Here is a 16,677-nt window from a genome sequence, read left to right on the forward strand (position 1 = left end):
AAATCTTTTTCTAAAAATGTACTGGTATAATTCTTAAAGAAAGGATTTCTAACAATGGAGATAAAAGAGTTAGTTAAAATGCAAAGAAAATATTATAATACAGGTAAAACAAGAGATATATCGTTTCGTTTAGAGCAGTTAAAGAAACTTAAGTCAGTTGTATTACAAAATGAAGAAAAAATACTTTTAGCACTAAAGAAAGATTTAAATAAATCGGAATTTGAAGGGTTTATGACAGAGGTAGGTATGTTTTATAGTGAATTAGATTTTGCTATAAAGAATATAAGAAAATGGAGTAAGACAAGAAGAGTTAGATCAAGTATGGTTAATTTTCCATCTATATCTAAGATTATTCCACAACCCTATGGTGTTACGCTCATAATGTCACCTTGGAATTACCCCTTTCAATTAGCACTTATACCATTAGTTTGGTCATTGGCAGCAGGAAATTGCATCATAGTAAAGCCTTCTGAATACGCTGTATCAACATCCAATATTATTAATGACATAATTGAAAATAACTTTTCAAAAGAATATATTGCAGTTGTTCAAGGAAATCAGGAAGAAAGTGAAAAATTACTTTTAGAAAGATTTGATTATATATTTTTTACAGGAAGTACTAATGTTGGCACAATAGTTATGAAGTCGGCATCAAATTATTTGACTCCTATAACTTTAGAGCTTGGAGGAAAAAGTCCGTGTATTATTTTAAAAGATGCAGATATAGACCTTACTGCAAAAAGACTTACATGGGGAAAACTAATAAATGCAGGGCAAACCTGTGTGGCTCCAGATTATATCTTGGTACATGAAGATAGAAAAGAGGAATTAATAGAAAAAATAAAATATTATATCAATAAGTATTTTGGAGATAATCCATGTAATAATGAGCAATTTCCTAAAATCATAAATGAAAGACATTTTAAGCGAATAGTATCTCTTATTGATACAGACAAAGTAGTATATGGTGGAAGTTATAATAGTAAAACATTAAAAATAGAACCAACTATAGTAGACAATGCTAATTGGGATGATAATATAATGAAAGAAGAGATATTTGGCCCTATATTTCCTATTTTAACTTACAAAGATTTGGATGAAGTCATACAAGAAATTATACAAAGACCAAATCCATTAGCCGTTTATATTTTTACAAAAAATAAGTATCTAGAAGATAAAATTTTAGAAATGATTCCATCAGGGGGATGTTGCATAAATGATACCATTACGCATATAGCTACGAATTACTTGCCATTTGGTGGCGTTGGTGAAAGTGGTATGGGTTCATATCATGGAAAATCTGGATTTGACACATTTACACATTATAAGAGTGTGTTAAAAAAATTAAATTTGGATATTCCTATTAGATATGCGCCATATAATGATAAATTAATTAAGATTCTTAAAAAGATAATGTAGCTTATATTGTAGAAAAATGAACATAAATAAAATTAAAAGTTTATATTTTGAATATACTTTATGCAATTAAAATTTTAATTTGGCATATTTGTTATAATAGTGGTGATTTTGTGATAAAATTTAATTATATAGAAATAAGGAGGAAAAAATGAAAATTAATTGGAATACAAAGTACACAACGATAGCAATTTATACATTTATAATAACTGCTTCTAGTATTATATTTTATCTAGTATCATCACAAATTGATGTGTTTTCTAATAATTTAGATGCTATATTTACAACTTTACAGCCTTTTATAATAGGATTTGCTATTGCATATCTTCTTAATTTTATTTTAAAGTTTTATGAAGATAGAGTTTTTATAAAAAGTGAGAAATTAAAAAACCTAAAACAAAAATCAAAAAGAGGATTGGGTCTTTTATTAACATATGCAACAGCCGCATTGATACTTTACTTATTTATGTATTTCGTATTGCCTCAAGTAATTGAGAGTATTGTTGGACTAGCAAATGATATACCTATGTATGTAAATAATGCAACTAAGCTTATTGATAAATTAATGATTGATTTAAATCTTGATGAACAATACTTTAGTTTGGCAGTAGACAAATGGAATGAGTTTGTTGCATACATCATAAAATTTGTAACAGATTTAATACCAATATTAGGAAATATATTAAAGAATGTAGCTTCTAGTATATGGAACATTGTGTTAGGACTAATTGTTTCAGTATACTTACTAATTGATAAGGAAAAATTTTATGGATTAAGTAAAAAAATAACTTATGCCCTATTTACAGAAACACAAGCTTCTAGAATTTTAGAGTTAACTCACAGAAGTAACTATACATTTGGAAGATTTCTAGGCGGTAAGATATTAGATTCATTCATTATAGGTATTCTAACATTTGTGATACTTACAGTAGTTAAAATGCCATATGCATTATTAATATCAGTTATAATTGGTATTACAAATATTATTCCTTTCTTTGGACCTTTATTTGGAGCGATACCATCTACAATAATAGTATTGTTTGTTTCTCCTATAAAAGCTTTATGGTTATTGTTGATTATATTAATAATACAACAAATAGATGGAAATATTATAGGACCTAAAATACTTGGAGATTCAATTGGTATATCTGCATTTTGGATTTTATTCTCATTATTGGTTGCAGGAAAGCTATTAGGTTTTATTGGAATGGTTATAGGAGTTCCTATGTTTGCTGTGATTTATTCTATAATTAAAGATATTATTGAAGGTAAATTGGATAAGAAGGGATTACCAACAGATACTTCCGATTATATGTAGCCAAAAACAGATGTTATTTGTAGTTAAAAATATATAAGTTAAGAAATATTTAAAGCACTGAGAAAGCTAAACTCTTGGTGCTTTTTAGATATAAAATCATTATAGAAGAGGTGTTTTTTGTGGCATTTATAGAATGTAAATTTAAATCTAAATATACAGGAGGAGAAACTGATGTAATTGTAGTTTTACCTGTAGCAAATGGAAAAGAACTTTTTATTGGTAAAGAGCTATATTTCCTCTATCAGATAAGAGAGAAGATAACTTTGTAGCTGGAATGTCTATGTGAGGGTATGGTGCTTTAAAGTTAGCACTTTCAAAACCAAAAGAATTTTCAGCAGTTGCAAGTTTTTCTGGTTCACCTGATATGATTCATGAGTTAGAAAATCAACAAATAGAAACTAACGCAGATATCCTATTTCATGATTTTGGAAGACCAGAAGGTGCTAGAAATAGTGAGAATGATTTGCTCTACATACTTAAGAATCTTAAAGAAAGAAATGAAGATATTCCTAAAATTTATCAATTCTGTGGTGATAGAGATTTTTTATATAAAAATAATCAGACATTTAAGAAGTATGCAGAGTCTTTAAATATAGATATTACATATGAAGAGTGTGTTGGAGGTCATGAATGGCGTCTTTGGAATTTATGGATAAAAAAATTTATAGATATGATTGTGTAGAATACTTGCACTATTAAGAAAAAATACTCTAAAATATCTTTAGATATAGTAAAGACTGAAAACCTAAAATCCAATTGCGATTTTAAAATTTCAGTCTCTAAGAATCCGATAAAATTCTATTAAGTTCTTATGCGAGTTATTATTGGAGTGAAGTTATCAACTATATCTATATAGTATTTACTCAGCTCTTCTAAAATATCTTCGCATAAATCAGTGCTATGACCAAGGTTAATGAGAAATTGTTTTGTAAAATACTTTATTACAGCTTGAGAAGATATATTGTACTTGTGTGAAATATAAACCCTAATTATCTCAGGTTTCATAGCAAGTATACCAATACAAGAAAGTATTAACTCATCATGTTCTATAGATTCTTTATCATTAACATATCTTTTCATAACCATTTCAGTTACATTTCGTTGATAGCTTAAAATAGCTTCTTCATAAGCTATATCCAAATAAAAATTCCGACTATAAATCACGATGAAGCTATCATGATGCTTAAAAAATTAAAATCATTTAAGCTTTTAAATGGATATAGAGGAAGTGAACCTTGCGATATTGATGTTCTTGCAGATATGATGGTTAAGTTAGGAAGATATGCTTATGAAAATAAGGATGAGGTTAAGGAAATAGATTTAAATCCAATGTTTGTATATCCTAAAGGAAAAGGTGTATGTGCAGTAGACGCCTTAATAGTTAAATATAAATAGTTTATAAGTTTTGGTATTCAACCATGATTAAAGCACCGGCTGAAAATCACATTTTATAAATTAAATAGTATGATTTTCAGTCACCCCAAATTTAAAGTTAAAATATTTTAAAGTATAGTTTTAAGTCTAATTGTGAAATAGTACTGTATAAACAATAAAATACTACATATAAAACGAATAATAAAAGGTGTTTTAATGGGCAGAATCAATCTTGATTTTCATTAAAACACCTTATTTATTATATTAAAAATTTTTAAACATTATATTGTCACAGGTGGATTTGTTGGAGCTGCGTATGTACGATTAGCAAATTCTTGGTCAACAAAGAATAGACCACCCTCTCCAGCAAGTTTAACACGTTTTATATTGTCTTCACAATTTGTTTCTTCTTCTGCTTGTTCAGATATAAACCAAAGTAAGAATTGAGAAGTTCTAAAGTCTGACTCAGAGTTTGCTACAGCTGCTAAATTGTTTATTAAAGCTGTAACCTTTTTTTCATGAGCCAATGTACGCTCAAGAATATCCATTGCAGAAGTAAAGTCTGAATCTGGCATTGGGATAGCATCAAGCTGAACCTTTCCTCCTACATTATGTAAGTATTTGTAAAAAAACATAGCATGGTCTGTCTCTTCTTTATATTGAACATAAAACCAATTAGAAAATCCTTTAAGTCCTTCTGCTTCAAGGTAAGAAGACATAGAAAGGTAAAGATACGCAGAATATAATTCATGGTTAATCTGCTCGTTAAGTAATTTTTCCATTTTAGCTGAAATCATTTTTATACCTCCAAATTTTAAATGCTCTTATAAAATATAATAATATTAAATGGAAAAATATTCAATAAAAGTGTTTAAATATTTTACATATTTAATAAAAATTTATACTACCATTAAAAAAATTATAACTGACAATGGCTATAGAGCCGATTAGTGGTGCATTTGCTCCAAAATTTGAATGTCTTACACTTATTTTTTTATATTTAGAAAAACTTGCTGAAGCAGTCAATTTTTTTAATAATGTATTTTCTATAAATGTACCAGGGATATTAAAGTCATAGCCTATTATTATAGAACTACAATCAATCAATGTAAGTGTATTAATCAATGCATATGATACATATGTACAAAATTCATCAAGCAAAAACATAGAAAGAGCATCTTTATTATTTGCCTCATCTATTAACTTGACTAAAGAAAAGTCTTTACAGTTAATTAATGGAGAGTTGGGATAAATATGGCTCAATGATTCAATTCTTTTAATTAGATTACTGACACTTGTGTAATAATCTAGACATCCATTATTACCACAACTACATAATGGTCCACTAAAATTAATTGATGTATGTCCTATTTCCCCGCTCTGTCCTAGATTACCAGTATGAAGTTTATTTTCTAGAACTAGACCAGCTCCAATACCATTCATTATGTGTAGGTATATATAATTTGATATATTCTTACCTAAACCATACATTTTTTCTGCTAATGCACCCGAATTAGCATCATTTATCAAAAATATTGGAAAATCAGACATTTCTTTTATAAAATCTACTATATTTAGGTTTGATACATTTCCAAAGTCTGGAGGATTTAGTATGGTACCATTTATATTATCTACTGGACCTATTGAAGAAATACCAATTCCAATTATATCTCTATTATTGATTTTCATTATTTTAGTAAACATTCTCTTTATTATATCTTTTAAGACATCATTTGATAGATATTTAGGGTAAGTTTCAGAAAGTTGTTTTACAATATTACCTTTCAAATCTGAAATAATTACCTTACATATATTTCTTCTTATTAGAATTCCACAGATACAAGGTGATATATTAGAAATATCCAATAAAATAGGTTTACGACCTGATGAATGTGCATTTAAAGTTGATGACTCTATTTCTCTAATCATGTTTTCATTAATAAGTTCAGTAACTAGATTTGATAAAGTCATTTTAGTAAGACCTGTAGACTTAGCTAAATCAACTCTGGACATAGGTGTATTTGTAGAAAGTAATTTCAATATTATTAACTTATTTTTAATTTTTACATCTTTTATATTAGAACCTTGTTTGTTACTCATCGTAAATCTCCTTAAATAAAGTTAAGTGTTTTATTTATTTTCAAGCATACTATCACTTTATAATAGAGTAACATTTTTTTACTTGAAAATATCATTAATTAGAATATATCATATTATATATCATAAAACACATAAAAAATATGTTAGAATTAAATTAAAGGTAGAAAAGTAGATTGACATATAAATAAATAGTAAATACTTAATCAAAAAATTGAAACATAATAAACTTGATGCAGGGTGCATCCTTAATGATATTGATAAAAGATTTATTAATAAATAGATTATGTAAAGCTGTAATCTATTTGTTGTATACAATAAAATTTCATTTTGTAAAGCAGTACAATAAATATAGAATATAAATATTGATTTTTATTACAAATTGTTACCATATATATATAAAATAGAAGTAAAATATGGGAAATTGTAACTAAAATGTAAATTTTTCCTTTAATCTATACAATATTATGGAAACTTTTTGTAATTTATGATATAATAACAAATATATAATTATTAAATTATAATAAATGACTATAGCGTAGATGTACTACTATGCTATAGTCATTTTTGAATTAAACTTGATATATCAAGGGGGAAGAATATGAGAACAATTAGAAGAGTTTTAACATTAGGTCTAACATTAGCTATATTTCTAATAAATGTGCCTAATGTAAATGCATTAACATCAGATACGATTAAAGGTAACAATATATATGAGACTGCTGGATTAATAGCAGATAAAAAGAGTTATGATACAGCAATCATGGTAAATATGGATAATTCTATAGCAGATGGTCTTTCAGCGAGTGGTCTTGCTGGTGCTGTTGATGCTCCAATTTTACTTGCACAAAAAAATAAAATACCAAATGAAACAAGACAAAGATTAAAAAATGTTAAAAAAATATACATAATAGGTAAAGAATTATCAATAAGTAAGTCAGTTGAAACTGAACTGAAAAAAACAGGAGCACAAGTAACTAGACTGGGCGGAGATGACAGAATAAAGACTAGTTATAGTGTTGCTAAAGAGGTAAGTGGTATTAAAAAAGTTGATGAAGTGATACTAACTAATGCATATAAAGGAGAAGCAGATACTATAAGTGCTGCACCTGTGTCAGTAAGAGACGTAGCGCCTATCGTACTTACCGATGGAAAGAGTGTGCCTTTTTCAACAAGTAATGTAAAAACATATGCAGTAGGTGGAAGTATATCTATGAGTACTAGCCTAGTTAACAAAACTAATGCTAAAAGACTTGGTGGTTCAGATAGATATGACACAAATAAGAAAGTTATAAAAGAATTTTATCCAGATGCATCAGAATTTTATTTAAGTGATGGATATGATTTAGTAAATGCACTTACAGGTTCTACAATTGCTAAGGAAAATCCAATTGTATTGGTGTCTGAAAGTAGTGATAAGTCTATATTAGCAGGAGCAGATAAGATTACTAGATTAGGTTCAATAAGTGATAGTGTGTATAATAAGTGTGTTTCTTCTGCACAAAATAATGGTGATTCATCTACAAAAGGTGACTCACCTATGAAAAATGAGACAAGCATATTAGGTCAGCCAACAGCTAGCTTAGAAGCTTGCTTAAAATGGGCTAAATCTAAAAGAGCTAATGATTTATTTATAGAGTTAATACCAATATTATATGATACTGCTGTTCAGGAAGGTGTGAATCCTGTCTTAGCAGTAGCTCAATCTGCAAAAGAAACTGGTTTTTGTAATTTTGGTGGAGTATTAGATGCGTCATTTAAAAATCCTTGTGGACTTAAGACTTCTGTAGGTGGTTCTGATACTGATAAGAACGCACATTCAAGATTTGATACTTGGGAAGAGGGAATACTAGCTCAAATTCAACATTTATGCTTATATGCAGGACAAGATGGTTATCCACTTTCAAATCCAGTAGACCCTAGACATGAAAAATCTTTATTTGGGAAAGCCAAAACAGTTGAAAGTCTATCTAATAATTGGGCTGGAGGTCAATATGGACAAGATTTAGTTAGAATGATGAGAGAAATTGAGTCAATAAAGTAATTGAAGTATTAGTTTAAGGATATGCTTACTTAAGCTTATCAAATAGTCAAGAAATAAGGAATGATTATTATGAAAAAGAGTAGCATTTTTAGTATCATATTTCCTACAATCATAATGGTATTAATATTTTTAACTTTTGCTACAGATATATTTAATATTCCAGATATTCAATCTATGGGAATTTTTGTAATAGGGCTGGTTTTGATTTTTCCAATTTCTTTTTTAATACAAGGGATAGTTTGTGCATTAAATAAAATTAGTTGGATTTTATCACTTATTGTGTCTTTATCAACTTATATAGTATTAATGTATATATTTTTAAACGATTCAGCATATATATATGTTTTACTGTATGCAGCTTTTTATATGATTGGACATATAACAGCTAAGCTCTATTACAAAATTAAGACTTTTAAAAGTTAAATTGAAGGCTATATAAATGGAATAAATGGGAGGTATCTTTAATGATTTTCTAAAATCAAACATAGATACTTCTTTTTTGTGTAAAAAGATAAATATGTAAATAAAATTTAACCATTATAATTTGCTTTTAACAATTGCATACAATAAACTTGTTGTATAATTAAGATAGATAAAATAAAGGGAGGGATAATATGAATTTAATAGATAATCATATTCATACTAATTTTTCAAGTGATGGAAAGGATTCAATGGAAGATACAATAAAAAAGGCTATAAGTATTGGTGTTAGATATTTAACTTTTACAGACCATTTAGAACATGATGAAGATAGAGGTTTTTGTATAAATTATAATGACTATGTTCCAGTATTTAATAAGTTTAAAGAAAAATATAAAAAGGACATAGAGTTATTACTAGGTGTTGAAGTTGGTTATAGAAAACATCTAAAAAATAAAATAGAAGAAATAATAAATTCTAATCCTTTTGATTTTATATTGTGTTCAACTCATACAATTGATAATATACCTGTTCCATCAAATGAGTACTTTAAAGGGCTGAGCAAAGAAGGTGCATATTATAAATATTTTAATAGTATACTTGAAACTAATCGTGAATTTGGAGATTACAATATATATGGGCATTTGGATTATATATCTAGGTATGGAATATATTCAGATAATAGAGTTATATACAATGACTTTAAAGATGTTATTGATGAGGTTTTGAAGTCAATAATCAATAATGGGAGTGGTATAGAGCTAAATACTTCTGGTTATAGATATGGACTAAATGCTATACATCCTAATGAAGATATATTAAAAAGATATAAAGAACTTGGAGGATTCATAGTTACTGTAGGTTCTGATTCTCATAGAGTAGAAGATATATGTAAAGATTTTGATGTGGCTTATGATATGCTTAAGTATCTTGATTTTAAATATGTATCTTTATTTAAAGAAAGAGAAACTTATTTTATTGACATAGAAAAAGTTAAATCTAACAATATAGCTTAGAGCGTGTTTTGAAGTGAATTAATGTATAGTCAAAAAGTTAATAGTTATAATATTGTATCCTCTAGAAAAATACTAGAGGTTTTTATTTTACAAAAATAACTAAAGGAAATTAAGTTTAAATGAGATTGTTTATTTTAAATTGAATAGTTATTGTTAATATATTTTACTATTATATATTTTTATTGTGATATAATAGTAAAATATATTAACCTATCTTTAAATTATATAAATTATTATAAAGGAGGGAAAATTTAAATTGTCTAATAAAAATAAAGAGAATATAACTTTAAGTAATCAAATCAAAGGAACAACTCAAAGTAGTTTAACGAAAGAAGCTATATTACATATACCAATGAGTAACTATGCCTATGGTTACGATAGAGAAACATTACATATAAGACTTAGAACTAAAAAAAATGAAGTAAAAAGAGTAATTTTGAGAATAGGAGACCAATATGTATGGGATAAGGGTGGTGCAGGAGGAGGAAATTTGAATGCATCTGGAGTTGGTTGGTCTGGTGGAACAAATATAATAATGAGCAAAGAAGTAGAAACTGATTTATTTGATTATTGGATAGCTAAGTGCAAACCTTTAAATAAACGTTCAAGATATAGTTTTATAATAGAAGGTCAAGAAGAAAAGATTTTATTTACAGAAAAAAGAATAGTAGAATTAGGAAATGAAAATGATGAAAAAGAACTATGTGAAATAAGTAATTTCTTTGGATATCCATATTTAAACTATATAGATATACCTAAAGTACCAAATTGGGTGAAGGAGACTATTTGGTATCAGATATTTCCAGATAGATTTGCAAATGGTGACCCATCTATAAACCCAACAGGAGTGGAAGAATGGGGGGCTATTCCAACAAGAGACAATTTTACAGGTGGAGATTTACAAGGTGTGTTAGAACACTTAGATTATTTGAGTGATTTAGGAGTAAATGGAATTTACTTTTGTCCTATTACAGTTGGAAAAACAAATCATAGATATGATACGATAGATTATATGGAGATAGACCCTACATTGGGAGATAAAGATACTCTAAAAAAACTAATAAAAGAAGCACATAAGAGAAATATAAAAATAATGTTGGATGCTGTTTTTAATCATATAGGATATTATTCTAAACAGTGGCAAGATGTAGTTCAAAATAAGGAAAATTCTCGATACAAAGAGTGGTTTTATATAAAAGATATGAGTAAAATTGATACTCCAATAGAACAAATAGATGAAAAAAACATACCTTATGAAACCTTTGGATGTGAAAAATATATGCCTAAACTTAACACAGAAAATTCAGAAGTAATAGAATATTTACTGAGTGTAGGCAAGTATTGGATACAGGAATTCGATATAGATGCATGGAGATTGGATGTTTCAAATGAAGTGGACCATGTATTTTGGAGAAAGTTTAGAGAAGAGGTTAAAAAAATAAAACCAGACATATATATATTGGGAGAAATTTGGCATGGTAGCTTACCATGGTTGATGGGAGACCAATTTGATTCAGTTATGAATTATTTAATGTATGAAGCTATGAAAAAATTCTTTTGCACAAATGAGATAAACGCTGAAGAATTTAAGTATATGATAAATGATATAATGGTAAGCTATCCAATACAAGTTAGTGAAGTTATTTTTAATTTGCTTGGAAGTCATGATACTACAAGAATATTGAACTACGCTAATGGTAATGTTGATAAATTTAAACTTGCATACTTATTTATGTTTATACAATCAGGGAGTCCTTGTATATATTATGGTGACGAAATTGGGATGGAAGGAGAACTAAGTTCAATATCTGAAGGACAAAGAAAATGTATGGAATGGAATGAAGAAAAATGGAATAAGGATATATTTAATTTTATGAAGAAGATTATTAGACTTCGTAAAGAAAATAGAGAACTTAGGTCTGTGTCTAATGAATGGATGCTAGTAGATAAAGAAAATGGAACAATTATGTTAAAAAAAGAATCCATTTATATAATAATAAATAACTCATCTAAAGATATAACTTTAACATTACCAGATTATTTAGCAAATAAAAAAGTAAAAGATTTATATGAAGAAGAAATAGTTGATTTAAAAGAAGAAATAATGTTAAAGAAATACAAGTTTATTATTTTAAAATAATACAAAAATGTATTTATTTTGGTTTTCATGATAAATTGTTATACTATTTAAATAAAGAATTATTAATCATTACAAATAAATTCAGTATAATTTTATAGAGAAATTATTTTTAGTAAAATTTATTAAGTAAAATTTTTATTTGCACAAAAACAAATGTTAAAACTTCTAATGATTTGTTATTCAGTAAAAAATAGGTAATTACTGAATAAGTAGGGGGAAGGAAAGAGATGAATGACTATAAAGAACATATAGTTATAGTAAAACCTGGTAATGTAAATCTAATTTTAGGCGTTATATTTTTATTAGTTGGAATTGTTGTAAATGTATTTCTTATATATCTTTTTCTTTTGGAATAGATTTTGAAGAAAATCCGTTTGTATGTGTATTCATAGTGTGTGTTATGAAGAACGGAAACTATACAAAGCTTGCAAAAAAATACGGGGGAAAAGAAGCATGGGCTATGTTTCCAACATATATAGTGGGACCACAATTATATAAGAAAGAAATTGAAAAGGGAAAATTTGTTTGTAATATAAACTATTTAAAAGTTTTTTCTGGAAGAATGTGGTCAAATTTTTATAGAACAATAAAAAAATATGGTGTGCAAGAAAGTAAAATTGAAGTAGATTTTGAATTAAAGACTGAACTAAAATAAGTAATTCTATAAATAGTATCTTAAATACAAGAGATAAGGTAAAAAAATAAGTTGATTATTAGTATAAAAATTCTTGTAGAAAGAGGAAATAAGAATGATTGAAGCATTTATATTTGATTTAGATGGCGTAATTACAGACACTGCATATTATCACTATATGGCTTGGAAAAAGCTAGCACATAAGGTTGGTATAAATATAGATACAAAATTTAATGAATCTTTAAAAGGCATAAGTAGGATGGAGTCACTAGATAGAATATTAGAATTTGGAAACAAAAAAGATTTATTTTCAGAAGAAGAAAAATTGGAAATGGCCGAAGAAAAAAACAATTATTATGTATCGCTAATAAATGATATAACTTCAGAGGATATTTTATCTGGAATAGAAAGCTTGTTAATTGATATAAAATCTAATAATATAAAAATAGGTCTATCTTCTTCAAGTAAGAATGCAACAAATGTATTAAATCATTTGGGCATAAGTGATAAATTTGATTTTATAGCTGACGCAGCAAAATGCAAAAACAGCAAACCACATCCAGATATATTTCTTATGTCAGCGAAAGGGCTTGATGTAAATCCACAAAATTGTATAGGTATAGAAGACGCAAGTGCAGGGATAGATGCTATAAACTCAGCCAATATGTTTTCTGTTGGTGTTGGAAATTATGATAATTTAAAAAAAGCAAATTTAGTTGTAGATTCAACAAGCCAATTAAATTTTAAATATATACAAGAAAAGTATAATGAATATATAGTTAGGAGAATTATATGAAATGTTTATTTGATAATATAGATGAATGGAAGATTATACAAGATAATATTGAAATCAAAGAAAATAGATTAGCAGAATCCATAATGAGTATAGGTAATGGTTATATGGGTATGAGAGGAAACTATGAGGAAAATTATAGTGGAGATACACATAGGGGGTCTTATATAGCTGGAGTATGGTTTCCAGATAAAACTCGTGTTGGATGGTGGAAAAATGGATATCCAGAATACTTTGGTAAAATTCCTAATTCAGTCAACTATATAGGTATAAGAGTTTTCATTGATGATGTAGAATTAGATTTAGCAAAATGTAAAATTGAAGATTTTTATAGAGAATTAGATATGAAAAATGGTATTTTAAATCGTAGATTTATTGTAAATATAAATGATAAAAAATTTGAAGCTAATGTCACTAGATTTTTAAGTATATCTGTTAAGGAGTTAGCAGTAATTAAATACAGTATAAAAGCATTAAATTTTGATTCTAAAGTAAAATTTATACCATATTTAGATTCAAATATAAAAAATGAAGATTCAAATTATGAGGAAGAGTTTTGGAATGGAATTTCTTCAAATTCTTTAGAATATAAAGGGAGTATACTTTCACGAACAAAGGAAAATACATTTAATACACCTGTATTCACTGTGGGTGCAATGATGCATATTAAGGCAAGTGGTAAAGTACAATCTATATCTCATAAAAGTGATTATAATTACTGTGATAATTCAATAACAATGGATGTTCTAAAAAATGAGGTCGTAAATATAGAAAAATATGTATCCATAACTTCAACTAGAGATTATAATGAAAGTGAGTTATTAAGAAAATGTGAAGATATTTTAAATAGAGAGCTATCTAAAGATTATGATGATATATTAAATGAACACACAAAGCTATGGAATAAAAGATGGGAAAGTGCAGATGTAAAAATAAAAGGAGATAAAATCAGTCAACAAGGAATACGATATAATTTATTTCAATTGTTTTCAACATATTATGGAGAAGATTCACGATTAAATATAGGCCCAAAAGGATTTACTGGAGAAAAGTATGGAGGTGCTACCTATTGGGATACAGAAGCGTTTTGTGTTCCAGTGTATCTAGGTGTAGCAGATAAGAAAGTAACTAGAAATCTTTTGGAGTATAGGTACAATCAGTTAGAACAGGCGAAGGATAATGCAAAAAAACTAGGACTTAAAGGTGCTTTATATCCAATGGTTACTTTTGACGGAGTAGAATGTCATAATGAGTGGGAGATAACATTTGAAGAAATCCACCGAAATGGAAGTATAGTATATGCAATATATAACTATACAAATTATACAGGTGACTTTGAATACATAAAAGAAAAAGGAATAGATGTAATAATAGAAATAGCTAGATTTTGGGCAAGTAGAGTACATTTATCTACAAAAAAAGATTTGTATATGATACATGGAGTTACAGGGCCAAATGAATTTGAAAACAATATCAATAATAATTGGTATACTAACTATATAGCTAAATGGTGCTTAGATTATGCTGTAGAAAATATTTTACGATTAGACAAAGAGTATAATGAATGTATTGACAGAAATAATGTGACTAGGGAAGAAATTGAATTCTGGAGAATAATATCAAAGAAAATGTATCTGCCATATGATGAGGAATTACAAATAATAATTCAAAACGATAATTTTTTAGACAAAGAATTTATAGAAGTAAAGGATTTATCAAAAGAAAATCTTCCTCTTAATCAAAATTGGTCTTGGGATAAGATTCTTAGGTCGTGTTTTATAAAACAAGCAGACGTATTACAGGGAATTTACTATTTTGGAAATAAATTTACTAAAGAAGAGAAAAAGAGAAATTTTGACTTCTATGAAAAATATACTGTCCATGAATCTTCTTTATCTTCTAGTATATATTCTATTATTGCTTCTGAAATAGATAACCTAGAAAAAGCCTATGAACTATACTCAAGAACAGCTAGGCTTGACCTAGATAATTACAATAATGATACAAATGATGGACTTCATATAACTTCAATGTCTGGTTCATGGCTTTCCATTGTACATGGATTTGCAGGTATGAGAACATGGGATGAAACACTGTCTTTTGACCCTAAGTTGCCTAAAGAGTGGAAAAATTATTCTTTCAATATAAATTATAGAGATAATATTATTAATGTAGATGTATGTAGTGATTTAATTAAAATAGAAAATTTAAAAGGCAAACCAATAAAAATTATTGTATATGGAAAAAAATATATATTAGAAAAATATATAAAAATTGATAAAAATAGATTTAAATAATATTTTTATTATGTAAATAGTTAAAATAAGTTTATCTAATTATGAATTTATTTTAACTATTTTTTGTTTAATAGAAAACTATATGTTATAACAATAATCGTGCTTTTAATTAAATATATTTCATAAATCTTCATAAAATCTTCAGAATTTCGTAAAGAATATGTCACAAAAGTAAGATATATTGTATTCAGCAGATAATATAAGGGAGGACAATATTTATGAAGAATAAAAAATTCATTGTTATAATACTGATAATATCAGTTTTTATAGGTGTATTAGTGAAGGAATATTCATCTAGAGATATAAATAAGGATGATATAAATGTCAGTAAGTATATAAAATATGCTGATTTAGCAAGTGAAAATAATGTACAAGTTAACTGGAAGTATGTAGCTTCCATTGTTGCTGTGTTAAATAAAAATAACTTGAAAAATGTTAAAGATTCACAAATACAAGAAGTATCAGATTTATTTGTTAAGAATTTTTCTAAAAATGATAAAGTAAATAAGTTAAGTAATGTTTTGGATGATTTAGAATTTAATAATAAACAAAAAAAATTGGTTGATAATTATATAGACGACCTTAAGTATTATGGTATAAAACCAGAAAGGTTAAAATCTGACACACAATATATGAAGTTTATCAACGAAATTAAAACAGAAGCTATACAAAATTATAAGGATTATAAAATACTTCCATCTATAACTATTGCACAAGCTATAATAGAATCTAGTTGGGGCAAGTCAACTTTAGCAAAACAATATAATAATCTATTTGGTATAAAGGCTGATGCTTCTTGGAAAGGTAGGTCAGTAACTTTAGAAACAAAAGAACATTTAGACACAATTATAGATGATAAATTTAGAATATATGATGATAAAAATGAATCTATAAAAGACCATGCAAAGTTTTTAGCCACAAATAAAAGATATAGAACTAATGGTGTATTTGATGCAAAAACGTATATATATCAAGCTAAAGCATTAGAAAAAGCAGGTTATAGTACTGCAAAGGATGAAAATGGAAATAATATATATGCAATGCGTCTGATAGAACTAATTCAACAATATAATCTTCAATTAATAGATAGTGAAATTCAAAGTGAAATGTAACTTCGACGTAACACAA

16 protein-coding genes and 1 pseudogene are annotated in these 16,677 nt (G+C 27.0%); 14 read left to right on the top strand and 3 right to left on the bottom strand.

Going from position 1 to position 16,677, the window contains the following annotated elements:
* The first annotated feature begins 54 nt into the window (after window positions 1–54).
* The 4 genes and pseudogenes from KGF42_RS01085 to KGF42_RS01100 form a co-directional block, all read left to right on the top strand.
* Complete coding sequence (locus tag KGF42_RS01085; protein ID WP_227825562.1) at window positions 55–1,419, top strand: aldehyde dehydrogenase; 1,365 nt, start codon at window positions 55–57, stop codon at window positions 1,417–1,419.
* A gap of 148 nt (window positions 1,420–1,567) precedes the next feature.
* Window positions 1,568–2,734, top strand: coding sequence for an AI-2E family transporter (locus KGF42_RS01090; protein ID WP_227825563.1), 1,167 nt, complete (start codon window positions 1,568–1,570; stop codon window positions 2,732–2,734).
* Between the two features lie 119 nt (window positions 2,735–2,853).
* A complete protein-coding gene (locus KGF42_RS01095) occupies window positions 2,854–3,003 on the top strand; it encodes a hypothetical protein (RefSeq protein WP_227821373.1) in 150 nt (49 codons plus the stop codon).
* 77 nt (window positions 3,004–3,080) lie between these two features.
* Window positions 3,081–3,416, top strand: a pseudogene (locus KGF42_RS01100) (esterase family protein); the annotation flags it as partial.
* 119 nt (window positions 3,417–3,535) lie between these two features.
* Here KGF42_RS01100 and KGF42_RS01105 read toward each other — a convergent pair.
* Entirely contained in the window at window positions 3,536–3,874 is a 339-nt protein-coding gene (locus tag KGF42_RS01105) for a hypothetical protein (RefSeq protein WP_227825564.1), read from the bottom strand.
* Between the two features lie 36 nt (window positions 3,875–3,910).
* Between KGF42_RS01105 and KGF42_RS01110 the strand changes: the two genes are divergently transcribed.
* Complete coding sequence (locus KGF42_RS01110; protein ID WP_255650911.1) at window positions 3,911–4,129, top strand: acetate--CoA ligase family protein; 219 nt, start codon at window positions 3,911–3,913, stop codon at window positions 4,127–4,129.
* Between the two features lie 260 nt (window positions 4,130–4,389).
* Here the strand turns inward: KGF42_RS01110 and KGF42_RS01115 are convergent, their stop codons facing one another.
* Both KGF42_RS01115 and KGF42_RS01120 read right to left on the bottom strand, forming a co-directional pair.
* Window positions 4,390–4,905: a ferritin gene (locus KGF42_RS01115; protein ID WP_003433890.1), complete on the bottom strand. Its 516-nt coding sequence runs from the start codon at window positions 4,903–4,905 to the stop codon at window positions 4,390–4,392.
* Window positions 4,906–4,996: 91 nt separating this feature from the next.
* The gene (locus tag KGF42_RS01120; protein ID WP_227821371.1) at window positions 4,997–6,208 is read right to left on the bottom strand and encodes an ROK family transcriptional regulator; all 1,212 of its coding nucleotides are present in this window, start codon (window positions 6,206–6,208) and stop codon (window positions 4,997–4,999) included.
* A 598-nt stretch (window positions 6,209–6,806) separates the two neighbouring features.
* Here KGF42_RS01120 and KGF42_RS01125 point away from each other — a divergent pair.
* The 9 genes from KGF42_RS01125 to KGF42_RS01160 all read left to right on the top strand — a co-directional run bounded on the left by KGF42_RS01125 (window position 6,807) and on the right by KGF42_RS01160 (window position 16,661).
* Window positions 6,807–8,249, top strand: coding sequence for a cell wall-binding repeat-containing protein (locus KGF42_RS01125; RefSeq protein ID WP_227825565.1), 1,443 nt, complete (start codon window positions 6,807–6,809; stop codon window positions 8,247–8,249).
* A 69-nt stretch (window positions 8,250–8,318) separates the two neighbouring features.
* On the top strand, window positions 8,319–8,672 hold the full coding sequence (locus tag KGF42_RS01130; protein ID WP_227825566.1) for a hypothetical protein: 354 nt from the start codon (window positions 8,319–8,321) through the stop codon (window positions 8,670–8,672).
* A 191-nt stretch (window positions 8,673–8,863) separates the two neighbouring features.
* On the top strand, window positions 8,864–9,685 hold the full coding sequence (locus tag KGF42_RS01135) for a histidinol-phosphatase HisJ family protein (protein ID WP_227825567.1): 822 nt from the start codon (window positions 8,864–8,866) through the stop codon (window positions 9,683–9,685).
* 256 nt (window positions 9,686–9,941) lie between these two features.
* The gene (locus KGF42_RS01140) at window positions 9,942–11,825 is read left to right on the top strand and encodes a glycoside hydrolase family 13 protein (RefSeq protein WP_227825568.1); all 1,884 of its coding nucleotides are present in this window, start codon (window positions 9,942–9,944) and stop codon (window positions 11,823–11,825) included.
* A 227-nt stretch (window positions 11,826–12,052) separates the two neighbouring features.
* Complete coding sequence (locus KGF42_RS19760; protein ID WP_255643241.1) at window positions 12,053–12,181, top strand: hypothetical protein; 129 nt, start codon at window positions 12,053–12,055, stop codon at window positions 12,179–12,181.
* Window positions 12,182–12,225: 44 nt separating this feature from the next.
* Window positions 12,226–12,480 carry a hypothetical protein gene (locus tag KGF42_RS01145; protein WP_227825569.1) on the top strand — a complete coding sequence of 85 codons (255 nt, stop codon included), beginning with the start codon at window positions 12,226–12,228 and terminating at the stop codon, window positions 12,478–12,480.
* Window positions 12,481–12,574: 94 nt separating this feature from the next.
* Window positions 12,575–13,255, top strand: coding sequence for a beta-phosphoglucomutase (pgmB, locus tag KGF42_RS01150; protein ID WP_054274151.1), 681 nt, complete (start codon window positions 12,575–12,577; stop codon window positions 13,253–13,255).
* A complete protein-coding gene (locus KGF42_RS01155; RefSeq protein WP_227821365.1) occupies window positions 13,252–15,549 on the top strand; it encodes a glycoside hydrolase family 65 protein in 2,298 nt (765 codons plus the stop codon). Before pgmB ends, KGF42_RS01155 begins: the two co-directional genes overlap by 4 nt.
* Window positions 15,550–15,767: 218 nt before the next feature.
* Window positions 15,768–16,661, top strand: coding sequence for a glucosaminidase domain-containing protein (locus KGF42_RS01160; protein ID WP_227825570.1), 894 nt, complete (start codon window positions 15,768–15,770; stop codon window positions 16,659–16,661).
* The last annotated feature ends 16 nt before the right edge of the window (window positions 16,662–16,677 follow it).

Origin of the sequence: Clostridioides sp. ZZV15-6383 (assembly GCF_020657735.1) — a bacterium.
Taxonomy (GTDB): Bacteria; Bacillota; Clostridia; order Peptostreptococcales; family Peptostreptococcaceae; genus Clostridioides; species Clostridioides difficile_D.

What these genes read in the sequence shown, in the direction of transcription:
- KGF42_RS01085 (WP_227825562.1), top strand. Translation starts at nt 55, where the DNA reads ATGGAGATAAAAGAGTTAGTTAAAATGCAAAGAAAATATTATAATACA.
- KGF42_RS01090 (WP_227825563.1), top strand. Translation starts at nt 1,568, where the DNA reads ATGAAAATTAATTGGAATACAAAGTACACAACGATAGCAATTTATACA.
- KGF42_RS01110 (WP_255650911.1), top strand. Translation starts at nt 3,911, where the DNA reads ATGATGCTTAAAAAATTAAAATCATTTAAGCTTTTAAATGGATATAGA.
- KGF42_RS01115 (WP_003433890.1), bottom strand. Translation starts at nt 4,905, where the DNA reads ATGATTTCAGCTAAAATGGAAAAATTACTTAACGAGCAGATTAACCAT.
- KGF42_RS01120 (WP_227821371.1), bottom strand. Translation starts at nt 6,208, where the DNA reads ATGAGTAACAAACAAGGTTCTAATATAAAAGATGTAAAAATTAAAAAT.
- KGF42_RS01125 (WP_227825565.1), top strand. Translation starts at nt 6,807, where the DNA reads ATGAGAACAATTAGAAGAGTTTTAACATTAGGTCTAACATTAGCTATA.
- KGF42_RS01130 (WP_227825566.1), top strand. Translation starts at nt 8,319, where the DNA reads ATGAAAAAGAGTAGCATTTTTAGTATCATATTTCCTACAATCATAATG.
- KGF42_RS01135 (WP_227825567.1), top strand. Translation starts at nt 8,864, where the DNA reads ATGAATTTAATAGATAATCATATTCATACTAATTTTTCAAGTGATGGA.
- KGF42_RS19760 (WP_255643241.1), top strand. Translation starts at nt 12,053, where the DNA reads ATGAATGACTATAAAGAACATATAGTTATAGTAAAACCTGGTAATGTA.
- KGF42_RS01145 (WP_227825569.1), top strand. Translation starts at nt 12,226, where the DNA reads ATGAAGAACGGAAACTATACAAAGCTTGCAAAAAAATACGGGGGAAAA.
- pgmB (WP_054274151.1), top strand. Translation starts at nt 12,575, where the DNA reads ATGATTGAAGCATTTATATTTGATTTAGATGGCGTAATTACAGACACT.
- KGF42_RS01155 (WP_227821365.1), top strand. Translation starts at nt 13,252, where the DNA reads ATGAAATGTTTATTTGATAATATAGATGAATGGAAGATTATACAAGAT.
- KGF42_RS01160 (WP_227825570.1), top strand. Translation starts at nt 15,768, where the DNA reads ATGAAGAATAAAAAATTCATTGTTATAATACTGATAATATCAGTTTTT.